This window comes from Streptomyces coryli (assembly GCF_011044975.1).
Taxonomy (GTDB): Bacteria; Actinomycetota; Actinomycetes; order Streptomycetales; family Streptomycetaceae; genus Streptomyces; species Streptomyces coryli.
Genome location: NZ_JAAKZV010000098.1, coordinates 1 through 20,508, shown reverse-complemented (window position 1 = coordinate 20,508; position 20,508 = coordinate 1). Strand labels below are relative to the sequence as shown.

General features: G+C 70.9%; 21 protein-coding genes and 1 pseudogene. 17 read left to right on the top strand and 5 right to left on the bottom strand.

All coding sequences use genetic code 11. The annotated features are described in order from the left end of the window. Positions 1-10: 10 nt before the first annotated feature. Positions 11-1,030, bottom strand: a complete 1,020-nt coding sequence (locus tag G5C51_RS21670; RefSeq protein WP_165239811.1) for a Gfo/Idh/MocA family protein — start codon at positions 1,028-1,030, stop codon at positions 11-13. Between the two features lie 143 nt (positions 1,031-1,173). Between G5C51_RS21670 and G5C51_RS21665 the strand changes: the two genes are divergently transcribed. The 12 genes from G5C51_RS21665 (at position 1,174) to G5C51_RS21610 (ending at position 12,973) form a co-directional block, all read left to right on the top strand. Continuing rightward, positions 1,174-1,893 carry a UTRA domain-containing protein gene (locus G5C51_RS21665; RefSeq protein ID WP_165239818.1) on the top strand — a complete coding sequence of 240 codons (720 nt, stop codon included), beginning with the start codon at positions 1,174-1,176 and terminating at the stop codon, positions 1,891-1,893. Positions 1,894-2,057: 164 nt separating this feature from the next. Then, entirely contained in the window at positions 2,058-3,734 is a 1,677-nt protein-coding gene (locus tag G5C51_RS21660) for a DUF4185 domain-containing protein (protein WP_165239810.1), read from the top strand. A 124-nt stretch (positions 3,735-3,858) separates the two neighbouring features. Beyond that, positions 3,859-4,863, top strand: coding sequence for a substrate-binding domain-containing protein (locus G5C51_RS21655; RefSeq protein WP_240929836.1), 1,005 nt, complete (start codon positions 3,859-3,861; stop codon positions 4,861-4,863). Between the two features lie 118 nt (positions 4,864-4,981). Further along, complete coding sequence (locus G5C51_RS21650; protein ID WP_165239809.1) at positions 4,982-5,980, top strand: substrate-binding domain-containing protein; 999 nt, start codon at positions 4,982-4,984, stop codon at positions 5,978-5,980. Further along, a complete protein-coding gene (locus G5C51_RS21645; protein ID WP_165239808.1) occupies positions 5,977-7,020 on the top strand; it encodes an ABC transporter permease in 1,044 nt (347 codons plus the stop codon). Before G5C51_RS21650 ends, G5C51_RS21645 begins: the two co-directional genes overlap by 4 nt. Continuing rightward, a complete protein-coding gene (locus G5C51_RS21640; RefSeq protein ID WP_165239807.1) occupies positions 7,017-7,847 on the top strand; it encodes an ATP-binding cassette domain-containing protein in 831 nt (276 codons plus the stop codon). The genes G5C51_RS21645 and G5C51_RS21640 overlap by 4 nt, the downstream gene beginning before the upstream one ends. A 57-nt stretch (positions 7,848-7,904) precedes the next feature. Next, positions 7,905-9,155, top strand: coding sequence for a magnesium transporter MgtE N-terminal domain-containing protein (locus tag G5C51_RS21635; protein WP_165239806.1), 1,251 nt, complete (start codon positions 7,905-7,907; stop codon positions 9,153-9,155). Beyond that, positions 9,145-9,687 carry a DUF1003 domain-containing protein gene (locus G5C51_RS21630; protein ID WP_165239805.1) on the top strand — a complete coding sequence of 181 codons (543 nt, stop codon included), beginning with the start codon at positions 9,145-9,147 and terminating at the stop codon, positions 9,685-9,687. The genes G5C51_RS21635 and G5C51_RS21630 overlap by 11 nt, the downstream gene beginning before the upstream one ends. A gap of 16 nt (positions 9,688-9,703) precedes the next feature. Next, positions 9,704-10,822 (top strand): ROK family glucokinase, encoded by a 1,119-nt coding sequence (locus G5C51_RS21625; protein WP_165239804.1) that lies wholly within the window; start codon positions 9,704-9,706, stop codon positions 10,820-10,822. Next, positions 10,819-11,430 carry a sugar kinase gene (locus G5C51_RS21620; protein WP_165239803.1) on the top strand — a complete coding sequence of 204 codons (612 nt, stop codon included), beginning with the start codon at positions 10,819-10,821 and terminating at the stop codon, positions 11,428-11,430. Before G5C51_RS21625 ends, G5C51_RS21620 begins: the two co-directional genes overlap by 4 nt. Positions 11,431-11,462: 32 nt before the next feature. Further along, complete coding sequence (locus G5C51_RS21615) at positions 11,463-12,110, top strand: MBL fold metallo-hydrolase (RefSeq protein ID WP_165239802.1); 648 nt, start codon at positions 11,463-11,465, stop codon at positions 12,108-12,110. Positions 12,111-12,169: 59 nt separating this feature from the next. Beyond that, a complete protein-coding gene (locus G5C51_RS21610; protein WP_338118246.1) occupies positions 12,170-12,973 on the top strand; it encodes an exodeoxyribonuclease III in 804 nt (267 codons plus the stop codon). A 3-nt stretch (positions 12,974-12,976) separates the two neighbouring features. On the opposite strand, the gene G5C51_RS21605 is transcribed toward G5C51_RS21610, so the two are convergent. Then, on the bottom strand, positions 12,977-14,809 hold the full coding sequence (locus G5C51_RS21605; RefSeq protein WP_165239800.1) for an SGNH/GDSL hydrolase family protein: 1,833 nt from the start codon (positions 14,807-14,809) through the stop codon (positions 12,977-12,979). A 178-nt stretch (positions 14,810-14,987) separates the two neighbouring features. Here G5C51_RS21605 and G5C51_RS21600 point away from each other — a divergent pair, with 178 nt between their 5' ends. Continuing rightward, entirely contained in the window at positions 14,988-15,434 is a 447-nt protein-coding gene (locus G5C51_RS21600; RefSeq protein WP_165239799.1) for a DUF6278 family protein, read from the top strand. Here G5C51_RS21600 and G5C51_RS21595 read toward each other — a convergent pair. After that, on the bottom strand, positions 15,410-15,868 hold the full coding sequence (locus G5C51_RS21595; RefSeq protein WP_165239798.1) for a winged helix-turn-helix transcriptional regulator: 459 nt from the start codon (positions 15,866-15,868) through the stop codon (positions 15,410-15,412). The genes G5C51_RS21600 and G5C51_RS21595 overlap by 25 nt on opposite strands. Before the next feature lie 100 nt (positions 15,869-15,968). Here G5C51_RS21595 and G5C51_RS21590 point away from each other — a divergent pair, with 100 nt between their 5' ends. Then, on the top strand, positions 15,969-17,117 hold the full coding sequence (locus G5C51_RS21590) for an MFS transporter (protein ID WP_165239797.1): 1,149 nt from the start codon (positions 15,969-15,971) through the stop codon (positions 17,115-17,117). A 137-nt stretch (positions 17,118-17,254) separates the two neighbouring features. On the opposite strand, the gene G5C51_RS21585 is transcribed toward G5C51_RS21590, so the two are convergent. Next, positions 17,255-18,001, bottom strand: a complete 747-nt coding sequence (locus G5C51_RS21585; RefSeq protein WP_165239796.1) for a GntR family transcriptional regulator — start codon at positions 17,999-18,001, stop codon at positions 17,255-17,257. A 100-nt stretch (positions 18,002-18,101) separates the two neighbouring features. Here G5C51_RS21585 and G5C51_RS21580 point away from each other — a divergent pair, with 100 nt between their 5' ends. Beyond that, positions 18,102-18,467 (top strand): hypothetical protein, encoded by a 366-nt coding sequence (locus G5C51_RS21580; protein ID WP_165239795.1) that lies wholly within the window; start codon positions 18,102-18,104, stop codon positions 18,465-18,467. After that, a complete protein-coding gene (locus G5C51_RS21575; RefSeq protein ID WP_165239794.1) occupies positions 18,464-18,928 on the top strand; it encodes an ATP-binding protein in 465 nt (154 codons plus the stop codon). Before G5C51_RS21580 ends, G5C51_RS21575 begins: the two co-directional genes overlap by 4 nt. Here the strand turns inward: G5C51_RS21575 and G5C51_RS21570 are convergent. Continuing rightward, positions 18,918-19,682 (bottom strand): hypothetical protein, encoded by a 765-nt coding sequence (locus tag G5C51_RS21570; RefSeq protein WP_165239793.1) that lies wholly within the window; start codon positions 19,680-19,682, stop codon positions 18,918-18,920. The two genes, G5C51_RS21575 and G5C51_RS21570, sit on opposite strands and share 11 nt — an antisense overlap. Positions 19,683-19,814: 132 nt before the next feature. Between G5C51_RS21570 and G5C51_RS21565 the strand changes: the two are divergent. Continuing rightward, positions 19,815-20,508, top strand: a pseudogene (locus G5C51_RS21565) (hypothetical protein); the annotation flags it as partial.

Below are 20,508 nucleotides of genomic sequence, written 5' to 3'. Positions count from 1 at the left end.
CGCTGCTCACTCAGAAGGAAGCGCTGTCGCCGGTCGCGGTCTCCTCGATCGTGACCGGCCGCCGCTCCCGCCGCGAGCGCTCGCAGGCCTCGGCGACCAGCAGCGCGGCCAGCGCCTCGCGGCCGTCGCACGGGTTCGCCAGCTCGCCGCGCAGCACCCGTACGAACGCGTCCAGCTCCGCCTCGTACGCGGGGGCGAAGCGCTCCAGGAAGCCCGGCCAGGGCTTGCCCGACAGCGGTACGGCGGCGGGCTCGACCGAGGTGATCGGGGTGCGCTCGCCAAGGCCGACGGCGATCTGGTCCTGTTCGCCCGCGAGTTCCATGCGGACGTCGTAGCCCGCCCCGTTCACCCGCGTCGCCGTCGCGGTGGCGAGGGTGCCGTCGTCGAGCGTCAGCAGCGCCGCCGCCGTATCGACGTCGCCGGCCTCGCGGAACATCGCCGGGCCGCGGTCGGAGCCCATCGCGTAGACCTCCACCACCTCGCGGCCCGTCACCCAGCGCAGGATGTCGAAGTCGTGGATGAGGCAGTCGCGGTACAGGCCGCCGGACAGCGGCAGATACGCGGCAGGCGGCGGCGCGGGGTCGGACGACATCGCCCGTACGGTGTGCAGCCGGCCGAGGCGGCCGGAGCGCACCGCCTCCCGCGCGGCCACGTACCCGGCGTCGAAGCGCCGCATGAAGCCCAGCTGCAGCAGCGTGCCGGCCGACTCCACCTCCGCCAGCGCGGTCCGGGTGCCGGGCAGGTCGAGGGCTATCGGCTTCTCGCAGAACACCGGCAGCCCGGCCCGCGCCGCCTTGGCGATCAGTTCGGCGTGCGCGGCCGTGGCCGCGCAGATGACGACGGCGTCCACCCCGGCCGCGAAGACCGCGTCGGGCGCGGCGGCCGGCTCGACCCCCGTACGAGCCGCCACCTCCGCCGCCCGCGCGGCGTCCGCGTCCGCGATGACCAGCGAGTCGACCTTCGGGTGCCGGGCCAGCACCCCCGCGTGAAACGCGCCGATCCGGCCGGCGCCGATGAGTCCGATGCGCATGGATCCAACTACACGGGGGCGATCCGCCCGTGTCAATTGTCAGGACAACGTGACCTGATCCCTTCCCGCGGCCCACACCTGCCGATACGCTCCGCTGCGTGGCGAAGCGCGACGCGGGGGCCCAGGGCTCCCTACGGCTGGGCGTGGACCGCAACAGCCCGGTCCCGCTCTACTTCCAGTTGGCACAGCAGCTCGAGAAGGCCATCGAGACCGGCGGGCTCACGCCGGGCTCGCTGCTCGGCAACGAGATCGAGCTGGCCGGCCGGCTCGGCCTGTCCCGGCCGACCGTGCGGCAGGCGATTCAGTCCCTTGTCGACAAAGGACTGCTGGTCAGACGCCGCGGCATCGGCACCCAGGTGGTGCACAGCCAGGTGCGCCGGCCGCTCGCGCTCACCAGCCTCTACGACGATCTCGCCGCCGCGGGGCAGCGGCCCGCGACCCGCGTGCTCCGTAACGACATCGAGCCCGCCGGACCCCGGGTCGCGGCCGCGCTCGGCATCGCCGAGGACGCCGAGGTGGCGGTGGTCGAGCGGCTGCGGCTCACCCACGGCGAGCCGATGGCCCGGCTGACCAATTACCTCCCGGCCGGGCTGCTGGAACTGAAGACGGCCGAGCTGGAGGAGTCGGGGCTCTACCAGCTGCTGCGCCGCGCCGGGATCACGCTGCACAGCGCCCGGCAGGCGGTGGGTGCGAGGGCGGCCACCGCCGCGGAGGCCACGGAGCTGGCCGAGGCGCCGGGAGGCCCGCTGCTGACCATGGAGCGGACGGCCTTCGACGACACCGGGCGGGCGGTGGAGTTCGGCTCGCACATCTACCGGGCGTCGCGCTACACCTTCGAGTTCCAGCTGCTCGACCGGAGTTGAGGGCGGGCCCTCTCATTCCCGTGCCGTCCCGCGTTCCGGGACGCGGGACCTGTTGACGCGTCTCCCGGCCGGCTATACGGTCCGCTGCGAAATCGATTTCACCAACTCGGTTTCGCCGACCTCCCCTTCGTGCACCCCGACCCCGCCACCACCCGGAGACCTCGATGCACCGAAGAGTCCGACTCCGCCTCTGGCATGCGCTCGCCGCGGGCCTGCTGGCGCTTGCCACGGCCGTGATGATGGGCAACTCCTCGTCCCCGCAAGCCGCTCAGCTCGCCGACTCGCCGCCGGACAGTACGTTCTTCTCGACCGTTGAAATCGATTCCGGCGCCACCGTCGGCGCCCCGGCGAACGGCAACAACCGCAACCGCGGTGACCTGTGGCCGAATTGCTGGTCCGACGACGACCAGCTCTACGGCGCGTACGGCGACGGCATCGGCTACGACGAGTCGTACCACGACATCGGCGTCGCCCGGATCAGCGGCCAGCCGGGCAGTCTCGAAGGCACCCAGCTCGCCGAGGGCGACAACGTCGGCCAGGTCTGGAACGCCGACCACACCCGCAAGCCCACCGGCATGGCCTGCGTCGGCGGCGACATGTACCTCGCCGTCCAGGACCTGGCCTTCAACTTCGACGCCGCGCCGGCCGCGACCATCGCCAAGTCCACCGACCACGGCAGGACCTGGACCTGGGACAAGTCCAAGCCGATGTTCCCGGACGGCGTCTTCACCACCGTCATGTTCCTGGACTACGGCAAGGCCTACGCCAACGCCCCCGACGACTACGTCTACGCCTACGGCCTCGACCACAACTGGCGCGACTCCTTCAGCGACAAGGTCCCCGACCCCGTCGACCTCTACCTCGCCCGGGTCCCGAAGGGCGACGTGATGAACCGCGCCGCCTGGGAGTTCGTCAGCGGCTACGGCACCGACGGCAAGCCCACCTGGTCGAAGGACATCGGCGCGCGCAAGCCGGTCATCCACGACGACCGGCGCGTCTACCCGGACGTCTACAGCGACCGGATCAGCAACATGACCACCCTCAGCCAGGGCGGCGTCGTCTACAACAAGCCGCTGAACCGCTACATCTACACGTCCTGGACCGAGTACACCTTCGAGTTCTACGAGTCGCCGACCCCGTACGGCCCGTGGAAGCGCTTCGACTCGAAGGACTTCGGCGGTTATACGTGGACGCACCAGAAGCACGGCGGCTACGCCACCACCATCCCGTCGAAGTACATCAGCGCCGACGGCAAGGACATGTGGCTGCAGTCCAACGTCTGCCCGTGCGGCGGCGGGGTGCCGGCCGACGACTGGTACGCGTACACCTTCTCGCTCCGCAAGATGCACCTGGAGCCGTACAAGGAGACCACCCCGGACAATCCGGCAGACCCCGCCAAGAACCTCGCCAGGGAGCCGGGGACGGCGCGGACCGAGCGGGTCGCGCACTTCGGCAACGAGCACTTCTACAACGACGGCGTGAAGGACCACAGCGAGGACGACTGGAACGACGAGAACAAGTCGGCGAGCTGGTGGGGCTACACCTGGCCGAAGCAGTACAAGGTCAACAAGGTCGTCTACACGCCCGGGAAGATGTTCGGGGACGGCGGCTGGTTCGCCTCCGACCTGCGGGTGCAGGTGAGGAAGGACCACCGGTGGACGGACGTCACCGGCCTCGCGATCGGCCCCGACTACCCGTACAACAACACGGCCGGGCCCGGTAAGACGTACGAGCTCACCTTCGACGCCACCGCGGGCGATGGGGTCCGTATCATCGGCACCCCCGGCGGCAGCCGCACCTTCACCTCGATCGCGGAGCTGGAGGCGTATTTCACGGGGTGACGGACCGCGGCCGCGTCAGAATGTTATGACAAAGTCATTGACGCCCAGTCAGCCCTCTCGCTACAACTCCTCCAGTCCACCGGGTCCATCCCGGCGGCCTGGAGGAGAGGCGGGGATCGGGATGATGAGGCGCTATCGGACGACACGGACTGCGGCTGTGGTGGTGGCCGCGGTGATGGCCTTCGGCGCGGCCGCGTGCAGCGGCTCGGGCGGCAAGGAGTCCGAGGACAAGGGCGACGGCGCGTCCGGCGGCAAGGCCGCCGACACCCCCAAGCTCGACATCGCCATGATCACGCACTCGGCCAAGGGCGACGCCTTCTGGGACATCGTCCTCAAGGGCGGCGAGCAGGCGGCGGCGAAGGACAACGTCAAGCTGCACTACCAGAACGACGACAAGGCCGAGGGCCAGGCCACGCTGGTGCAGAACGCCATCGACCAGAAGATGGACGGCATCATCGTCACCCTCGCCAAGCCCGACGCCATGCGCGAGAACGTCGAGAAGGCCGTCAAGGCCGGCATCCCGGTGGTGACGATCAACTCCGGGCAGCAGTTCTCCAAGGCCATGGGCGCGCTCTCGCACATCGGCCAGGACGAGGGCATCGCGGGCGAGGCGGTCGGCGAGCAGCTGAACGACACCGGCCGCAAGAAGGCGGTCTGCGTCATCCATGAGCAGGGCAACGTCTCGCTCGAGGAGCGCTGCGCCGGCGTGAAGAAGACCTTCAAGGGCGACATCGAGAACCTGACCGTCGACGGCGCCGACAAGGCCGGCACCACGGCGTCGATCCAGAGCAAGCTGGAGGCGTCCGACGACGTGGACGCGGTCGTCGCCCTGAACGCGGGCATCGCGGGCGCCGCGCTGAAGGCCAAGGGCGACACCGGCAGCAAGGCCGAGGTCTCCACCTTCGACCTGGACAAGGAGGTCGCGGGTCAGCTGGAGTCGAAGGAGATCGCCTTCGCCGTCGACCAGCAGCCCTACCTCCAGGGCTACCTCGCCGTCGACGAGCTGTGGCTCTACAAGACGAACGCGAACGTCATCGGCGGCGGCAAGCCCGTCCTCACCGGCCCCGCGATCGTCACCGGAAAGGACGCCCCGGCGCTGAAGAAGTACACCGCTCGCGGTACCCGGTGACCGCCTCACCAGGCGTGGTGAACCATACTGGGGCGGTCGGAGCAGATCATTCCGGTGGCTGTGCGGCCACCGGCGGCTCCGGCCGTACCAGCTGGCACTACGCAAGGGACAACAGCTCGTGGCAAGGGTTCGGGCCTGGGTCGGAGGCGCGCTCGCGCTGGCGCTGGGCGCCGCGGTGGCGGGATGCAGCAGCACCGGCGGAAAGCGGGCCGAAGAGGCCGCGGAGCAGTCCGGCGGCAAGCCTGCCGTGGACACGCCACGCTGGACGGTGGCAATGATCACCCACTCGGGCCAGGGCGACACCTTCTGGGACGTGGTCCGCAAGGGCGCCCAGCAGGCGGCCGACAAGGACAACATCAAGCTCACCTACGGGGCCAACCCGGAGGCGAACGAGCAGGCGCAGCTGGTGCAGAACGCCATCGACCAGAAGGTCGACGGCATCGTCGTCACGCTCGCCAAGCCGTCCGCCATGAAGGCCGTGGTGCAGAAGGCCGTGAAGGCCGGCATCCCGGTCCTCACCATCAATTCGGGCGCCGAGGACTCCAAGAAGTTCGGCGCGCTCGCCCACCTCGGCCAGGACGAGGACGTCGCCGGTGAGGCCGCGGGCGAGCAGCTGAACAAGACCGGCCGCAAGAAGGCGCTGTGCGTTCTGCACGAGCAGGGCAACGTCGGCCACGAGCAGCGTTGCGACGGCGCCGCCAAGACCTTCGACGGCACGATGGAGAAGCTCTACGTGGAGGGCACCAACATGCCGTCCGTCGAGTCCTCCCTGGAGGCGAAGCTGACCGCCGACAAGTCCATCGACTCCGTCCTCACCCTGGGCGCGCCCTTCGCGGACACGGCGGTGAAGGCGAAGGACTCGGCGGGCTCCGACGCGCAGATCTCCACCTTCGATCTCACCGCGGGCGTGGCGAAGGGCCTCGGCGACGGGACGCTGTCCTTCGCCGTCGACCAGCAGCAGTACCTGCAGGGGTACGAGGCGATCGACCTGCTGTGGCTGTACAAATACAACGGCAACATGCTCGGCGGCGGCCGGCCGGTGCTCACCGGCCCGCAGATCCTCACCAAGGAGGACGCCGCTGACCTGCAGAAATACGCGGAGCGGGGGACTCGATGACGGATACGAGTACGGTCGAGCCGGCCGCGATCGATGAGCGGCTCGTACACCGCCCGCTGCTGAGCCGCCTCCTCGGCCGCCCCGAGCTCGGCTCGGTGATCGGCGCGGTCGCGGTGTTCCTGTTCTTCTCGGTCATGACCGAGTCGTTCGTGAGCAGCCTGGACACCGTCCTCTACGCTGCCTCGCTGATCGGGATCATGGCGGTGCCGGTGGCGCTGCTGATGATCGGCGGCGAGTTCGACCTGTCCGCGGGTGTGCTGGTGACGGCGTCGGCGCTGGTGGCGTCGATGTTCGCGTACCAGATGACGGCGAATGTCTGGGTCGGTGTCGCCGTATCCCTGCTGGTCACGCTGGCCATCGGGTTCTTCAACGGCTTCATGCTGATCCGCACCGGGCTGCCCAGCTTCATCATCACGCTGGGCACCTTCCTGATGCTCCAGGGCGCGAACGTCGGCGTGACGAAGCTGATCTCCGGCACGGTGCAGACGAAGTCGATCACCGACATGGAGGGCTATGAGTCGGCGAAGGAGATCTTCGCCTCGACGATCTCCATCGGCTCCTTCGACCTCCGGGTCACCATCCTGTGGTGGGTGGCGCTGGTGGCCGTCGCGACCTGGATCCTGCTCCGTACCACCTGGGGCAACTGGATCTTCGCGGTCGGCGGCGGCCGGGACGCGGCCCGCGCGGTCGGTGTGCCGGTCTTCCGTACCAAGATCGGGCTCTATCTCGGCGTGGCCCTGGCGGCCTGGATCTCCGGCATGCACCTGCTGTTCTCCTTCGGCGTGGTGCAGTCCGGCGAGGGCCGCGGCCTGGAGCTGCACTACATCGCGGCGGCGGTGATCGGCGGCTGCCTGCTGACCGGCGGTTACGGGTCGGCGATCGGCGCCGGCATCGGCGCCCTGATCTTCGGCATGACGAAGCAGGGCATCGTGTACGCGCAGTGGGACCAGGACTGGTTCTGGTTCTTCCTCGGAGCGATGCTGCTGCTGGCCACGCTGCTGAACGCGTGGGTGCGCAAGCGGGCGGAGGCGGCGAAATGACGCAGGACGACGTGGCTGAGGCCGCACCGCTCGTAGAGCTGCGGGACGTCAGCAAGTACTACGGCAACATCAGGGCGCTCGAGGGGGTCTCGCTGGAGGTCCACCCCGGCGAGATCACCTGCGTGCTGGGCGACAACGGCGCGGGCAAGTCCACCCTCATCAAGATCATCGCGGGCCTGCACCAGCAGTCCTCGGGCAGCTTCCGCATCGAGGGCAAGGAGACCAAGCTGGCGAACCCGCGCGAGGCCCTGGACCGCGGCATCGCCACGGTCTACCAGGACCTGGCGGTCGTCCCGCTGATGCCGGTCTGGCGGAACTTCTTCCTCGGCTCCGAGCCGACGAACGGCCGCGGGCCCTTCCGGCGCATGGACGTCGACATGATGCGCCGCACGACCCACAGCGAGCTGCTGCGCATGGGCATCGACCTGCGGGACGTCGACCAGCCGATCGGCACGCTCTCGGGCGGCGAGCGGCAGTGCGTGGCGATCGCTCGGGCGGTGTACTTCGGCGCGAAGGTGCTGGTCCTGGACGAGCCGACGGCGGCGCTTGGCGTCAAGCAGTCCGGCGTGGTCCTGAAGTACGTGGCCGCGGCCCGGGACGCGGGCCTCGGGGTCGTACTGATCACGCACAACCCGCACCACGCCTACCTGGTCGGCGACCGCTTCGTCCTGCTGAAGCGCGGCGTCATGGCCGGCAGCCACCTGAAGTCCGAGATCGGCCTGGACGAGCTCACCCGCCAGATGGCGGGCGGCTCGGAGCTGGAGCAGCTGTCGCACGAGCTGGAGCGGGCGCCGGTCCCGGACCACCTCGGCGGCCACGAGCGGTAGGTCCGCGGCCGGGGCCCCACGCTGCGGATGCCCACGTGATGCACTTATTGTCCTGTTGTGCGCATCTTCGTGTCGCATCTCTCCGGCGTCGCCGTCTTCGACCCCAACGGCGACCAGGTCGGCCGCGTCCGCGACCTGGTCGCCATGCTGCGCGTCGGCACCCGCCCGCCGCGGCTGCTCGGCCTCGTCGTCGAGCTGTCGACGCGGCGGCACATCTTCCTGCCCATCACCCGCGTGACCGGCATCGAGTCCGGCCAGGTCATCACCACCGGCGTGGTCAACGTCCGGCGCTTCGAGCAGCGCCCCACCGAGCGGCTCGTCTTCGGCGAGATGCTCGACCGGCGCGTCCACCTCGTCGACGGCGGCGAGGAGGTCACCGTCCTGGACGTGTCGATCCAGCAGCTGCCGGCCCGCCGTGACTGGGAGATCGACAAGGTCTTCGTACGCAAGGGCAGGCACGGCACCTTCCGGCGCAAGGGCGAGACCTTCACCGTCGACTGGACCGACGTCGAGGGCTTCTCCCTCGAGGAGGAGGGCCAGGGCGCCGAGAACCTGCTCGCGACCTTCGAGCAGCTGCGCCCGGCCGACCTGGCGAACGTGCTGCACCACCTCTCCCCGAAGCGGCGCGCCGAGGTCGCCGCCGCGCTCACGGACGAGCGCCTCGCCGACGTCCTGGAGGAGCTGCCCGAGGACGACCAGATCGAGATCATCGGCAAGCTGGCCGACGAGCGCGCCGCCGACGTCCTGGAGGAGATGGACCCGGACGACGCGGCCGACCTCCTCGCCGAGCTGCCGGAGACCGACAAGGAGCGCCTGCTCACGCTGATGCGGCCCTCGGACGCCGCCGACGTGCGGCGGCTGATGGCGTACGAGGAGAAGACGGCGGGCGGTCTGATGACGACCGAGCCGATCGTGCTGCGCCCCGACGCGACCGTCGCCGACGCCCTCGCCCGGGTCCGCAACCCGGACCTGTCGCCCGCGCTGGCCGCGCAGGTCTATGTCTGCCGCCCGCCGGAGGAGACCCCGACCGGCAAGTACCTCGGCACCATCCACTTCCAGCGGCTGCTGCGCGATCCCCCGTACACGCTGGTCAGCTCGGCGCTCGACGACGACCTGCAGGCCCTGTCCCCGGAGGCGCCGCTGCCGGAGATCGCGGGCTTCTTCGCCACGTACGACATGGTGGCCGGGCCCGTGGTCGACGACAGCGGGTCGCTGCTCGGCGCCGTGACCGTCGACGACCTGCTCGACCACATGCTGCCCGACGACTGGCGCGAGCAGGAGTTCCAGGAGGCGCAGCATGGCGGTTGAGGAACGCGAGCGGAGCGCCCCGCAGCCGGGCCGGGTCAGGGCCCGGCTCGACCAGCCGATGCCGCCCCGGCGCAAGCTGCTGCCGGATTACGACCCCGAGGCCTTCGGCCGGTTCTCGGAGCAGATCGCGCGCTTCCTCGGCACCGGCAGGTTCATCGTCTGGATGACGGTGATCATCGTGCTGTGGGTGGTCTGGAACGTGGTGATGCCCGATGCGCTGCGCTTCGACCAGTACCCGTTCATCTTCCTGACGCTGATGCTGTCGCTGCAGGCCTCGTACGCCGCCCCGCTGATCCTGCTCGCGCAGAACCGGCAGGACGACCGCGACCGGGTCAACCTGGAGCAGGACCGCAAGCAGAACGAGCGCTCCATCGCCGACACCGAGTATCTGACCCGCGAGATCGCCGCCCTGCGGATCGGCCTCGGCGAGGTCGCCACCCGCGACTGGATCCGCTCCGAGCTCGAGGACCTGGTGAAGGAGCTGGAGCAGCGGCGGGACGGCACCCACCCGCAGCGGAAGCCGCGCTCATGAGGCAGAATCGGCCGGGATGACGTACCGGGAGAGAGTCCACCGCGGATCGGCAAGGGCCACCGTCCTGCGCAGCGTGAGCCAGCGCGAGCGGCGCTCGCACCTCACCGCGCCGCGGGTCCCCACGGTCGGCATCGACATCGGGGGCACGAAGGTGGCCGCCGGTGTCGTCGACGCCGACGGGAACATCCTGGAGCGGCTGCGCGCCGAGACCCCGGACAAGTCGAAGAGCCCCAAGGTCGTCGAGGACACCATCGTCGAGCTGGTGCTCGATCTGTCGGAGCGGCACGACGTCCACGCCGTGGGCGTCGGCGCCGCCGGCTGGGTCGACGCCGACCGCAATCGCATCCTCTTCGCGCCGCACCTGTCGTGGCGGAACGAGCCCCTGCGCGACGCCCTGTCCGCCCGGCTGCGGGTCCCGGTCATGGTCGACAACGACGCGAACACCGCCGCCTGGGCGGAGTGGCGCTTCGGCGCCGGGCGCGGCGAGGACTACCTCGTCATGATCACGCTCGGCACCGGCATCGGCGGCGCCATCCTGGAGGACGGCCAGGTCAAGCGCGGCAAGTACGGCGTCGCCGGCGAGTTCGGCCATATGCAGGTCGTGCCCGGCGGCCACCGCTGCCCGTGCGGCAATCGCGGCTGCTGGGAGCAGTACAGCTCCGGCAACGCCCTGGTCCGCGAGGCCCGCGAGCTCGCCGCGGCCGAGTCGCCGGTGGCGTACGGGATCATCGACCGGGTCGGCGGCGACATCAGCGAGATCACCGGGCCGCTGATCACCCAGCTGGCGCGCGAGGGCGACGCCATGTGCGTCGAGCTGCTGCAGGACATCGGGCAGTGGCTCGGCGTCGGCATCGCCAACCTCGCCGCCGCCATCGACCCCGCCTGCTTCGTCATCGGCGGCGGCGTCAGCGCCGCCGACGACCTGCTGATCGGCCCCGCCAGGGACGCCTTCCGGCGCTCGCTCACCGGCCGCGGCTATCGCCCGGAGGCCCGTATCGCCAAGGCCCAGCTCGGCAATGAGGCCGGGCTCGTCGGGGCCGCCGACCTCGCCCGCCTCGTCGCCCGCCGCTTCCGGCGGACCAACCGGCGCCGGGTCGAGCGCTACGAACGATTCGCTCAGGTGGTAGGCAAGTGACCCTGCACGACTCCGGCCCGCCCGCGGGCCCGGACCAGCCGCACGTGCCGCACCAGTCCCATCCGGGGCGCAACGGATCAGGACCGCACCCGCCGGAGCGCCGCGTGCCGCGGAACTGGAAGTCGTACACGATCATCGGGCTGCTCATCCTGATCCCGGCGGTCTATCTCGTCATCTCCGCGCTGCAGAGCCGCGACGCAGGGCGCGACAAGGCCGAGAAGTCGGACGCCCAGGGTCTTGAGGAGGGCTGGCCGTCGAAGGTGCAGCGGCGGGTCTACGGGGTACCGATCCCGGCGAAGTCCAAGGACGTGGCCTCGTACGAGACGAACAAGTGGGGCACGAGCTGGCTGTTCGTCGAGTTCACCACGACCGACAAGAAGCTCGACAAGTTCATGAAGAAGGTCGGCAGCGACACGGACGAGCTGCGGAACGGCGAGATCCCGATCACCAAGAAGCAGGCCGATGTGGTCGGCTGGTCGTTCGACAAGGGCGACTGGTACGGGGTGCACGTCGGGCAGAAGGGGCCGAAGCCCGAGCTCAACATCGCCGTGGACCTCAGCTCCCCGAAGAAGCCCGAGGTCCGGGTCGTGTCGATCGCGGACTACTGATCACCTACTGATCACTCAGAAGGGCCGAGCAGATGCAGCTGACGAAGAAGGGCCACGCCTGCGTACGGCTGGAGCGGGACGGCCGCACCCTGGTCATCGACCCGGGCGGCTTCACCGAGCCGGAGGCGGCCGTGGGCGCCGACGCGATCCTGGTCACCCATGAGCACCCGGACCACTTCAGCGAGGCGCAGCTGCGCGCCGCCCTGGAGGCCAGTCCGGCCGCCGAGCTGTGGACCCTGCGCAGCGTCGCGGAGCAGGTCGCCGCGGCCTTCCCCGGACGGGTGCACACCGTCGGGAACGGCGACACCTTCACCGCCGCCGGGTTCGAGATCGAGGTGCACGGCGAGCTGCACGCGGTGATCCACCCGGACATCCCGCGGATCACCAATGTCGGCTACGTGATCGACGGCTCCGTCTTCCACCCGGGGGACGCGCTGACCGTCCCGGAGCGGCCGGTGGACACCCTGCTGATGCCCGTACAGGCGCCATGGAGCAAGCTCGCCGAGGTCATCGACTACGTCCGCGAGGTCAAGCCGGGCCGGGCGATCGACATCCACAACGCGCTGCTGACCGAGGACATCGCCGTGCCCGTCTACAACCGGATGCTGGGCCCGGACGGCCCCGGCATCGGCGGTGCGGAGCACATCCGGCTCGGGTCGGGGGAGAGCCTGGCGCTCTGAGGGGCGCTGTCCTTTGAGGAGCGCTGTCAGACTCACCCGGTAGGGTCAAAGCCATGTCTGTGCGCATCGCTACCTGGAATGTCAACGGGATCAATCCCCGCATCGACCGCGTCACCGGCTGGCTGCAGTCCGCCGCCCCCGACGTGGTGTGCCTGCAGGAGCTGAAGTGCACCCCGGAGCAGTTCCCGCAGGAAAAGCTGGCCGAGCTCGGCTATGAGGCCGCGGTGCGCGCCGGCGGGCGGTGGAACGGCGTGGCGGTGCTGTCCAAGCTGGGCCTCGAGGACGTCACGATCGATCTGCCGGGCCAGCCGGAGTTCGACGGCGCGGTCGAGGCGCGCGCCGTGGGCGCCACCTGCGGCCCGGTGCGGGTGTGGTCGCTGTACGTGCCGAACGGGCGCGAGGTCGGGCATGCGCACTACGAGTACAAGCTGCAGTGGCTGGAGGCCCTCCGGCAGGTGGCCGCCGAGGACGCGTCCGGCGCGCGGCCCTTCGCGGTGCTGGGTGACTTCAATGTGGCGCCCAAGGACGAGGACGTCTGGGACATCGCCAAGTTCGACGGCGCGACGCACGTCTCCGAGCTGGAGCGGACGGCGCTGATCGAGCTGCAGAAGTCGGGGCTCGACGAGGTGTATCCGCGGGCCCTGAAGTACGACATCCCGTTCACTTTCTGGGACTACCGCATGCTGGGCTTCCAGAAGAACAAGGGCATGCGCATCGACCACATCTACGGCAACGCGCCCTTCACCGCCGCGGTGAAGGACGCGTATGTGGACCGCGAGGCCCGGCGGCCCGGCAAGAAGGACGCGCCGCCGAGCATGGCCCCGTCCGACCACGCGCCGGTGGTCGCGGACCTGGAGCTCTAGCGCTTACGGCATCAGCTTCCTCAGGTCGAGCGAGTCGGCCATCGCCTTCAGGCCCGCGTCGTTCAGGTGCAGGTGATCGCTGCTGTCGTACTGGGCCTGGAGGCGGCTCGGCTGCGCCGGGTCCCGTACCACCGCGTCGAAGTCGGCCACCGCGTCGAAGGTGCCACCGTCCTGGGCGCGGATGAAGTCGTTCACCTTGGTGCGGGTCGCCTCCGCCTGCGCCGTGCTGCAGAGCTTCTCGCCCTCACAGGGCACCACCGTCGCCACCACCACGCGCAGCCCGCGGGCGTGCGCGCGGTCGGCGATGCGGGTCAGGCCGGCGATGATCTCGTCGGGGGAGAAGGACCAGCGGGCGTCGTTGACGCCCTCGAAGACGAAGACGGTACGGGCGTTGGTCTGGGCGAGGACGTCGCGCTCCAGGCGGTTCTGCGCGGAGACGCCGCCGACGTCGGTGGAGACGCCGTCGCCGGTGTAGCGGTCGCCGACCACGCGGTTCGCCGAGATGCCCTGGTTGAGCACGCCGTACGCGGGCACGGCTCCGTCCTGGCTGGCCGCGCGGAGGCGCCCGGCCAGGAAGTCCGGCCAGCGGCGGTTGGCGTCCTTCGTCGAGCCCTGGCCGTCCGTGATCGAGTCGCCGAGCGTCACCACCGAGCCCGGCCCGCCGCCGACGTCGACGCCGGTGAGGAACGGCCAGGTCGTGATCGTGCCGCCGAAGGCGCCGGCGTCGGTGTCGCCGGTGCGGTTGCCGCTGCCCGCCGCGCTGATGTACGACGTCTGCATCGCCAGACTGTGCACGGGCGCGGCCTCGACCCGCTCCGGAAGGTGGAAGCTGACCAGCAGGTTCGACCCGGCCGGCACCCGGAAGCCGACCGGGTCGCTGACCGCCTGCGCGCCCGCCGCGATCTCCGTACCCGACCGGCCGCCGAAGGTCAGCCGCACCGGCTTGCCCGCGGGCTTCGCGCCCTCGCCCTGCACCGCGACGGTGGCGCCGCCGACGCGCAGCGGCGTGCCGGCGAAGGTGTTCGACAGCCGGATGCGGGCGTAGTTGCCGCCCGCCGAGCTGTGCACGACCAGGCGCAGCGTCTGGTCGGTCCACGGGCCCACGGCCGTATAGCCGGAGGTGGACGAGCCCCAGCTGCCGGTCCACGCGCTCGCCTCGGCCCGTACCGACGCGGCGAAGACGTGCAGGTCGGCGTCCGGGCCCGGGTCCTCGGGCAGCACGACGGAGTCGACGGCCGCGCCGCGCTTGACCGGGACGGTGACGGCGTAGAGCTTGGGGCGCTCGGCCTGCTGGCCGCCCGGGGTGTTCAGGTGCGGGAGCGATATCGCCTTGGTGGAGTGCGGGCCGCCGCGCCAGTCGGGGGCGCTGAGGTCGTACGAGCTGGTGGAGCCGTCGCGGTAGCGGATGGTGCCGGTGCCCTTGGCGCCCTGGCCGGCCGCGCCGGGGGAGGTGGCGGCGACCAGGAAGGAGAGGGCGTTGCCGCGGCCGTGGAGCTTGACCGCCTGGCCGTCGGCGCGGACGTTGTCCGGCGTGCCGGGGCGGGAGGCGGGGAGGGCGAGCTGGGCGGCGTCGAGGTTCAGCCGGGTGCCCGGGCGCCAGCCGGCGGCGCTGAGGTCCTGAGCGGACAGCGAGGCGCCGGCGCCGTCGAAGTCGGCGGCCTGGGGGCGGGCGTCGTCGCTGATCGCGGTGTTGTCGTACAGGCGGTCCAGCGGCACCGGATCCGTCTGCTCGGCCGCGGTCGCGGTCGCCGGCAGGGCGGTGGCGGCGAGCGCGACCAGGGTGGCCGTGCTCAGGAGGCTGCTCGCTCTGTGCGCTCTGCTCGCTCTGTGCGCCAAGACGGGGGTTCCTTCCGGGAGGGCCAAGCACCGCGCGTGTGAAGGTGGTTCGGCAGTGGCGCCATGAACCTAGGGAGGCGGTGGTGACTGGTCAAGACCACAAACATGACCGACAGGTGAAGATCCGCTGTCAGCGTGCCTGTGGTGCTTCGGGCGTCCCGGATGCGACGCTTGACGTATGAACATCCCCTTCCTGGACAACTGGCGTAAGCGGTCCGGCACGGCTGCGGGCGGGAGCGTGGCCGCCGGCGCGGAGCGGCAGGAGACGGAAGGGCTGGCCGCGCTGCTGGCGGAGTGCGACCTGCTGCGCGCGCAGGCGGAGGCGGCGGGGGTGGAACTGGACGATTCGGCGGCCTCGTTGGAGGCCCTCGACCAGCTGCTCCCGCGCTGGCGCGAGGACCCGTCCTTCGAAATGGACTGGCTCGGCAACGACGCGGGCTTCTACCTCGGCACGGTCGTCGTACGCACCGTGCCCGGCGCCCGCTGGCACCTCTCGGACGAGGGCCGCCCAGTGGTCGAGCTCGCCTCGGGCCGCGCGATCGACGTCGTCGAGGTCGGCGCCGGCTGGGTGGAGCAAGGCACGCCGGAGCTGTCCCAGCTTTACGCGGAGGTCTCGGAGACGTAGCGGACGACCGTGTCGTCGGGGTCCAGCCTGCGGCCGTCCGCGGCCCGCACCTCCAACGCGCGGAGGTCATGGCCCTGTCGGCGGTCGACCAGCTGTGAGTGCGGCTCACCGGCGGCGAAGAAGTGCTCCTCGCCCCACTGCCGCAGCGCCACGATGACGGGGAAGAGCGCCTTTCCCTTCGGCGTCAGTACGTACTCCCGATAGGCGCTGCCGTCCGAGGCGGGGACGGATTCGAGGACGCCGCCGGCGACCAGGGCGCGCAGTCGTGCGGTGAGGATGTTCTTCGCCACGCCGAGGCTGCGCTGGAACTCCCCGAAGCGGCGGCTGCCGTCGAAGGCGTCCCGGACGATCAGCAGGGACCACCAGTCGCCGATCGCGTCCACGGACCGGGCGACGGGGCAATCGCTGTCGTCGAAGCGGGTCCTGGTGACCATGGGCGTCCCTCGCTCTCACTGTCTGGTTGCAACATGCTACCAAAAGCGGCTAGCGTCGCCGCTGGTAGCAAGATGAAACCAGCTGTGGGGAGGAGTGCCGATGCTGTCGCGTGGCGTCGTCCTGTTGTTCGCGGTCGCCTGCGGAGCCGCGGTGGCCAACGTCTACTTCTCCCAGCCGCTGCTGGTGACCATGGGGGACGACCTCGCCATGAGTCCGGCGCTCGTCGGCAGCGTGGTCACGCTCACGCACGTCGGATACGGGCTCGGGCTCTTCTTCCTCGTGCCGCTGGGTGATGTGGCCGACCGCAGACGGCTGGTGGTGGGCCAGTTGCTGCTCCTGATGGCGGCGCTGGTCGTGGTGTCCGCCGCGCATACGGCGGCGCTCCTGCTCGCGGGCATGGCCGCGACCGGGCTGCTCGCGGTCGTCACGCAGACGCTGGTGGCCTACGCGGCGTCACTGGCTCCGAGCGCCGAGCGCGGGCGAGTTGTCGGTACGGTCACCAGCGGTGTGGTCATCGGCATCCTCCTGGCCCGCACCGCGTCCGGCCTCATAGCCGATCTCGCGGACTGGCGTGCCGTCTACCTCGCCTCGGCGGTGCTCACCGCCCTGCTCGCGCTGGTCCTGTACCGCGTGCTGCCGCGGCACGGCACGCCGCCGGAGACGCTGCGCTACGGGCAGCTGCTGCGCTCCACGGTCACCCTGTTCGTACGGGAACGACTGCTGCTGCACCGGGCCTTGTTCGGCCTCTTGATCTTCGCCGCCTTCAGCACGCTGTGGAGCAGCGTCGCGCTGCCGCTCAGCGAGGCCCCGTACTTCCTGTCCCACGGCGCGATCGGGGCGCTCGGACTGATCGGTGTCGCCGGCGCATTGGCGGCGACGGTGGCGGGCCGCCTGAACGACCGCGGGCTCTCCCGCCGGACCACTGGCGTCGCCCTGGCGCTGCTCGCCGCCTCGTGGCTGGCGCTGGCCTTCACCCGTGAGTCGCTCTGGGCGCTGGTGGCCGGGGTGGTCGTCCTCGATCTCGCCGTGCAGGCGGTGCACGTCACCAATCAGACCCTGATCTACGCGCTGCGTCCGGAGGCGGGCAGCCGGCTGATCGGTGGCTACATGGTCTTCTACTCGGTCGGCAGCGCGACCGGCGCCATCGCCGCGACCTCGGTGTACGCGGCGGCGGGCTGGGGGGCCGTATGCGCCCTGGGGGCCGCGTTCAGCTGTCTCGGGCTCGCGCTGTGGGCGTGCACGCGCTGATCACCGCGTCCGTCACGGATTGTCAGTGCCTGGCGGTAGCTTCGTAACTGTCGGTGACTGATCCGGAGTCGGAGGGGTGAAGCGTCATGGGGCAGCGGGCAGTTCACGAAGGTTCGGTGCGCGACCGGGGTGGTGGGTCAGTTCGTGAAGGGGATGTCGTATTCGAGGCGCCAGCGGTCGGCGCGGATGACGATGTCGGAGGTTTCCACGGGGCGGTCGTCCGCGTCGTAGTGGGTGCGCTCCACGACGGTGAGGCACTGGCCGGGGGAGCAGCCGAGGGTCTCGGCCTCGGCGCTGGTGGCCGCGCGCGAGCCCACGATCTCCGCCGCGCGCACCACCCGCACGCCGATCGCCGCCAGCCGGCCGCGCACGCCCCGCTTGGCATACGGGCCGCGCTCCGGGAAGAGCACGTCGGTGCCCTCGGTGATGGCGAGCGGTTCCCAACTGGTCGCGAGCTGCACCGGCTTGCGGTCCGCCAGGTATTCGTACTGGGTGCACATCACGCGGTCGCCGGCCGGGATGCCGAGGCGTTCGGCGATGCGCCGATCGGCCGGCGTGGTGACGGAGGTGGCTTCCCAGCTGAGCGCGGTGCCGTCGACAGAAATGCGGGCGGCGAAGGGGGAGTCGACGGATCCGGTGGAGCGCAGCAGCGTCCCGAGCGGCTTGCGGTCCATGACGAAGACGCCCCGGCCGAACTGCCCCTGCGCATACCCGGCGGCCTTCAGCACGCGCACCGCGCGGTCCACCGTCTGGTCGCTCGCCTCATAGGCGCGCTTGAGCGCGGAGCGCGACGGGATGGGCGCACCGACCTCGAGGTCGCCCTTGTCGATCTGCTCGCGCAGATCGTCCGCGATGCGCTGGTACACCGGCCTGGTGTCGCCCATTTCGGGCTCCTTTCCCGCAACTCGCTTGACACGCTAGGTACTAAGGGCGGAATTATGCACCTAGGTAAGCAGGATGCACTTGGGGGTGCCAGTGGAGACCGTGCCCGAGATCCTCGCCCTGCCCGACGGCGCTGATGCGGCGCGGGTGCGCGCGTTCGTTTCCGCGACGCTGCGGGGGCATGAGTTAGGGCCGTGCGCCGCTCGGCTCGCCGCGGCGCTCGCGGCCGACACGGAGCTGCATTTCAATGGACGGCCCTGCCAGGTCGATCTCTATTTCGCGCGGGAGGCGCTGCGGATCACGGTCACGGCCATACTGCCCGAAGTCCCCTCGCCGCGCCCTCCCGACCACCAAGAACCCCGCCCCATGGACGTGGTGCTGAGCGAGGGCGTCATGTACGGCTCGTCGGTGAGCATGCGCGACGGCACGTCCGCCGTGTGGGTCGAGCTGCCGTGGGGTGCGCCGTGACGGGCCGCGCGGGCGCCGGGCCCGCTGCCGAGCCGCCCGCCGTCGGCCCGCCGGGCACCGGCTCGCCCGCCGCCGACTCGGCGTTCGCGGCGTGCACGCTGCCCGCGACTCGCGTGGCGGTGCCGGAGACCCGGACCTTCGCGGCCACCGTGCTGAGCGTGTGGCGGGCGCCGGAGGACGTGGTCTTCGCGGTGCGGGCCATCGTCTCCGAGTTCGTCGGCAATTCGGTGCTGCACAGCGGCTCGGCGCATGTCGGGCTGCGGCTGACGCGCACCGGCTCGGTGCTGCGGATCGAGGTCAGCGACGCCGGCGCGTGGCGGCCCGCTGCCGCGCCCGCGGCGCAGGACGCGGGGGAGGCGGAAGCGGGCCGGGGACTGATACTCGTACGCGCCTATGCGGACCGTTCCGGGATCGTCCGCAGCGCGGTCGGCACCCGGGCGTGGGCGCAGCTCACTTGGTGAGCTGGTCCTTGCCCTTGTCGCCCTTCGGGACGGCGGCGAGCGGGGAGGGCGCCTTGGCGGCCTTGGTCACGTCGCCGACCAGTTCGACGACGTCCGGGCCGTAGGACTGGGAGTTGACGACCTTGAGGAGGAGGACGAAGGAGCTGTTGCCGTATTTGCGGGTCAGCTTGGCCTCGTTACGGGCCAGGTAGCGCATCGCCGCCTGGTTCGTGATGGAGCGCTGGCCGCAGGAGATGAAGACCGGGCGGGCTTCCTGGCCCGCGGTGAGGCGGGCGAGGATCACGTGCTCCGCCACGCCGTTCTCCAGCCGGTAGCGCTCGCTGCCGACGGCGAAGGCGCCGCGGTCCGGGCCCGGCTCGGGGTCGGTGTTCACGCGGATGCCGGGAAGGAGGGACTGCAGATGGGCTGCCATCCGGCGGTTGGATATCGGGGTGCCGACGCAGAATTCGGTGCGGTCGCCGAACCCCTGCTGGGCGGTGTCGTGGGCGATGACCTGGACGTGCGCGCCGCAGTCCTTGATCACGGCGGCGAGTTCGAGGAGCGCGAGCGCATCGTGCTTGGCCACGCTCCAGTCACCCCCGCTCGCGTCGCGGTTCACCACGACGAGGCATTCGGAGTTCTCCGGCAGGCCGTAGAAGCGCTCGCGCCGGGCTCTCTTCCGGCCCGCGAGGGAATTGCGGGAGTACCAGCCGAGGCCCGCCCCGACAAGCACCCCCGCGACGACGAGGACGATGGTGAGCATGGCGTCATTCATAGGGCGGCACTGTAGCGGCGTGCTGGACCGTTGTTCGAGTTCGGTAGTCGCAAAGTGCCCGTAGCCCGGACGTAACAGGCCGGGTGTGCAATGCCCGGGCCGGGTCCTGGCGGAAACGAGTGGCGGGTGGCAATGGCGGAACACGTAGCGATGGTCGAAGTCGCACGATTCGCGGAGTTTCTGCAGTCCTTGGCGGCCGGGCTGGATCCGGACGCCGGCTGGTACGGCGTCTTCTCCCGGCACGACCCGGACGGCCTGCGCGCCTGCCTGCAGGGCCGCCAGCTGCCGCCGTGGGACGTGGTCGAGTCCCTGCTGGCCGACGCGGGTGCGGCGGCGGGACCGGCAGCGACCCGGGCCCGGTCGCTGCACGGTGCGGCGGTGGCCGCGTGGGACGCGCAGTTCGGCTCGGAGCCGGAGCTGTCGGCCGCGCTGGCGGCGATGGAGCGGGACCTGCACCGCACGGACCAGGATCTGCGTGAGGTGCACATCGCGCTGTCGCACGCCGACACGCCCCACGACCACGCGCGCCTCACCCAGGACCGCGCCTGGCTGCACGACGACCGCACGCGGCTGATGGCCAGGGCGGGGGAGGTGCGGGAGCGGATCGCGGCCCTGCGGCAGGCCTCCGCGACCGCCTCGCCGTCCACCGATCCCGGCCCGCAGGCACGCCGCGGCGGCGGCGGGAAGACGGCCCGGCTGCGCGGGGCCCGCTTCGCCGGAGTGGAGGAGACGGCGATGCAGGCGCCGGTGTTACCGACATTGGAGACGGCGCCCGGATCGGAGCCTGCGGGCGGCGCGGCGGAGGCCCGGGGGACCGGGCGGGCCG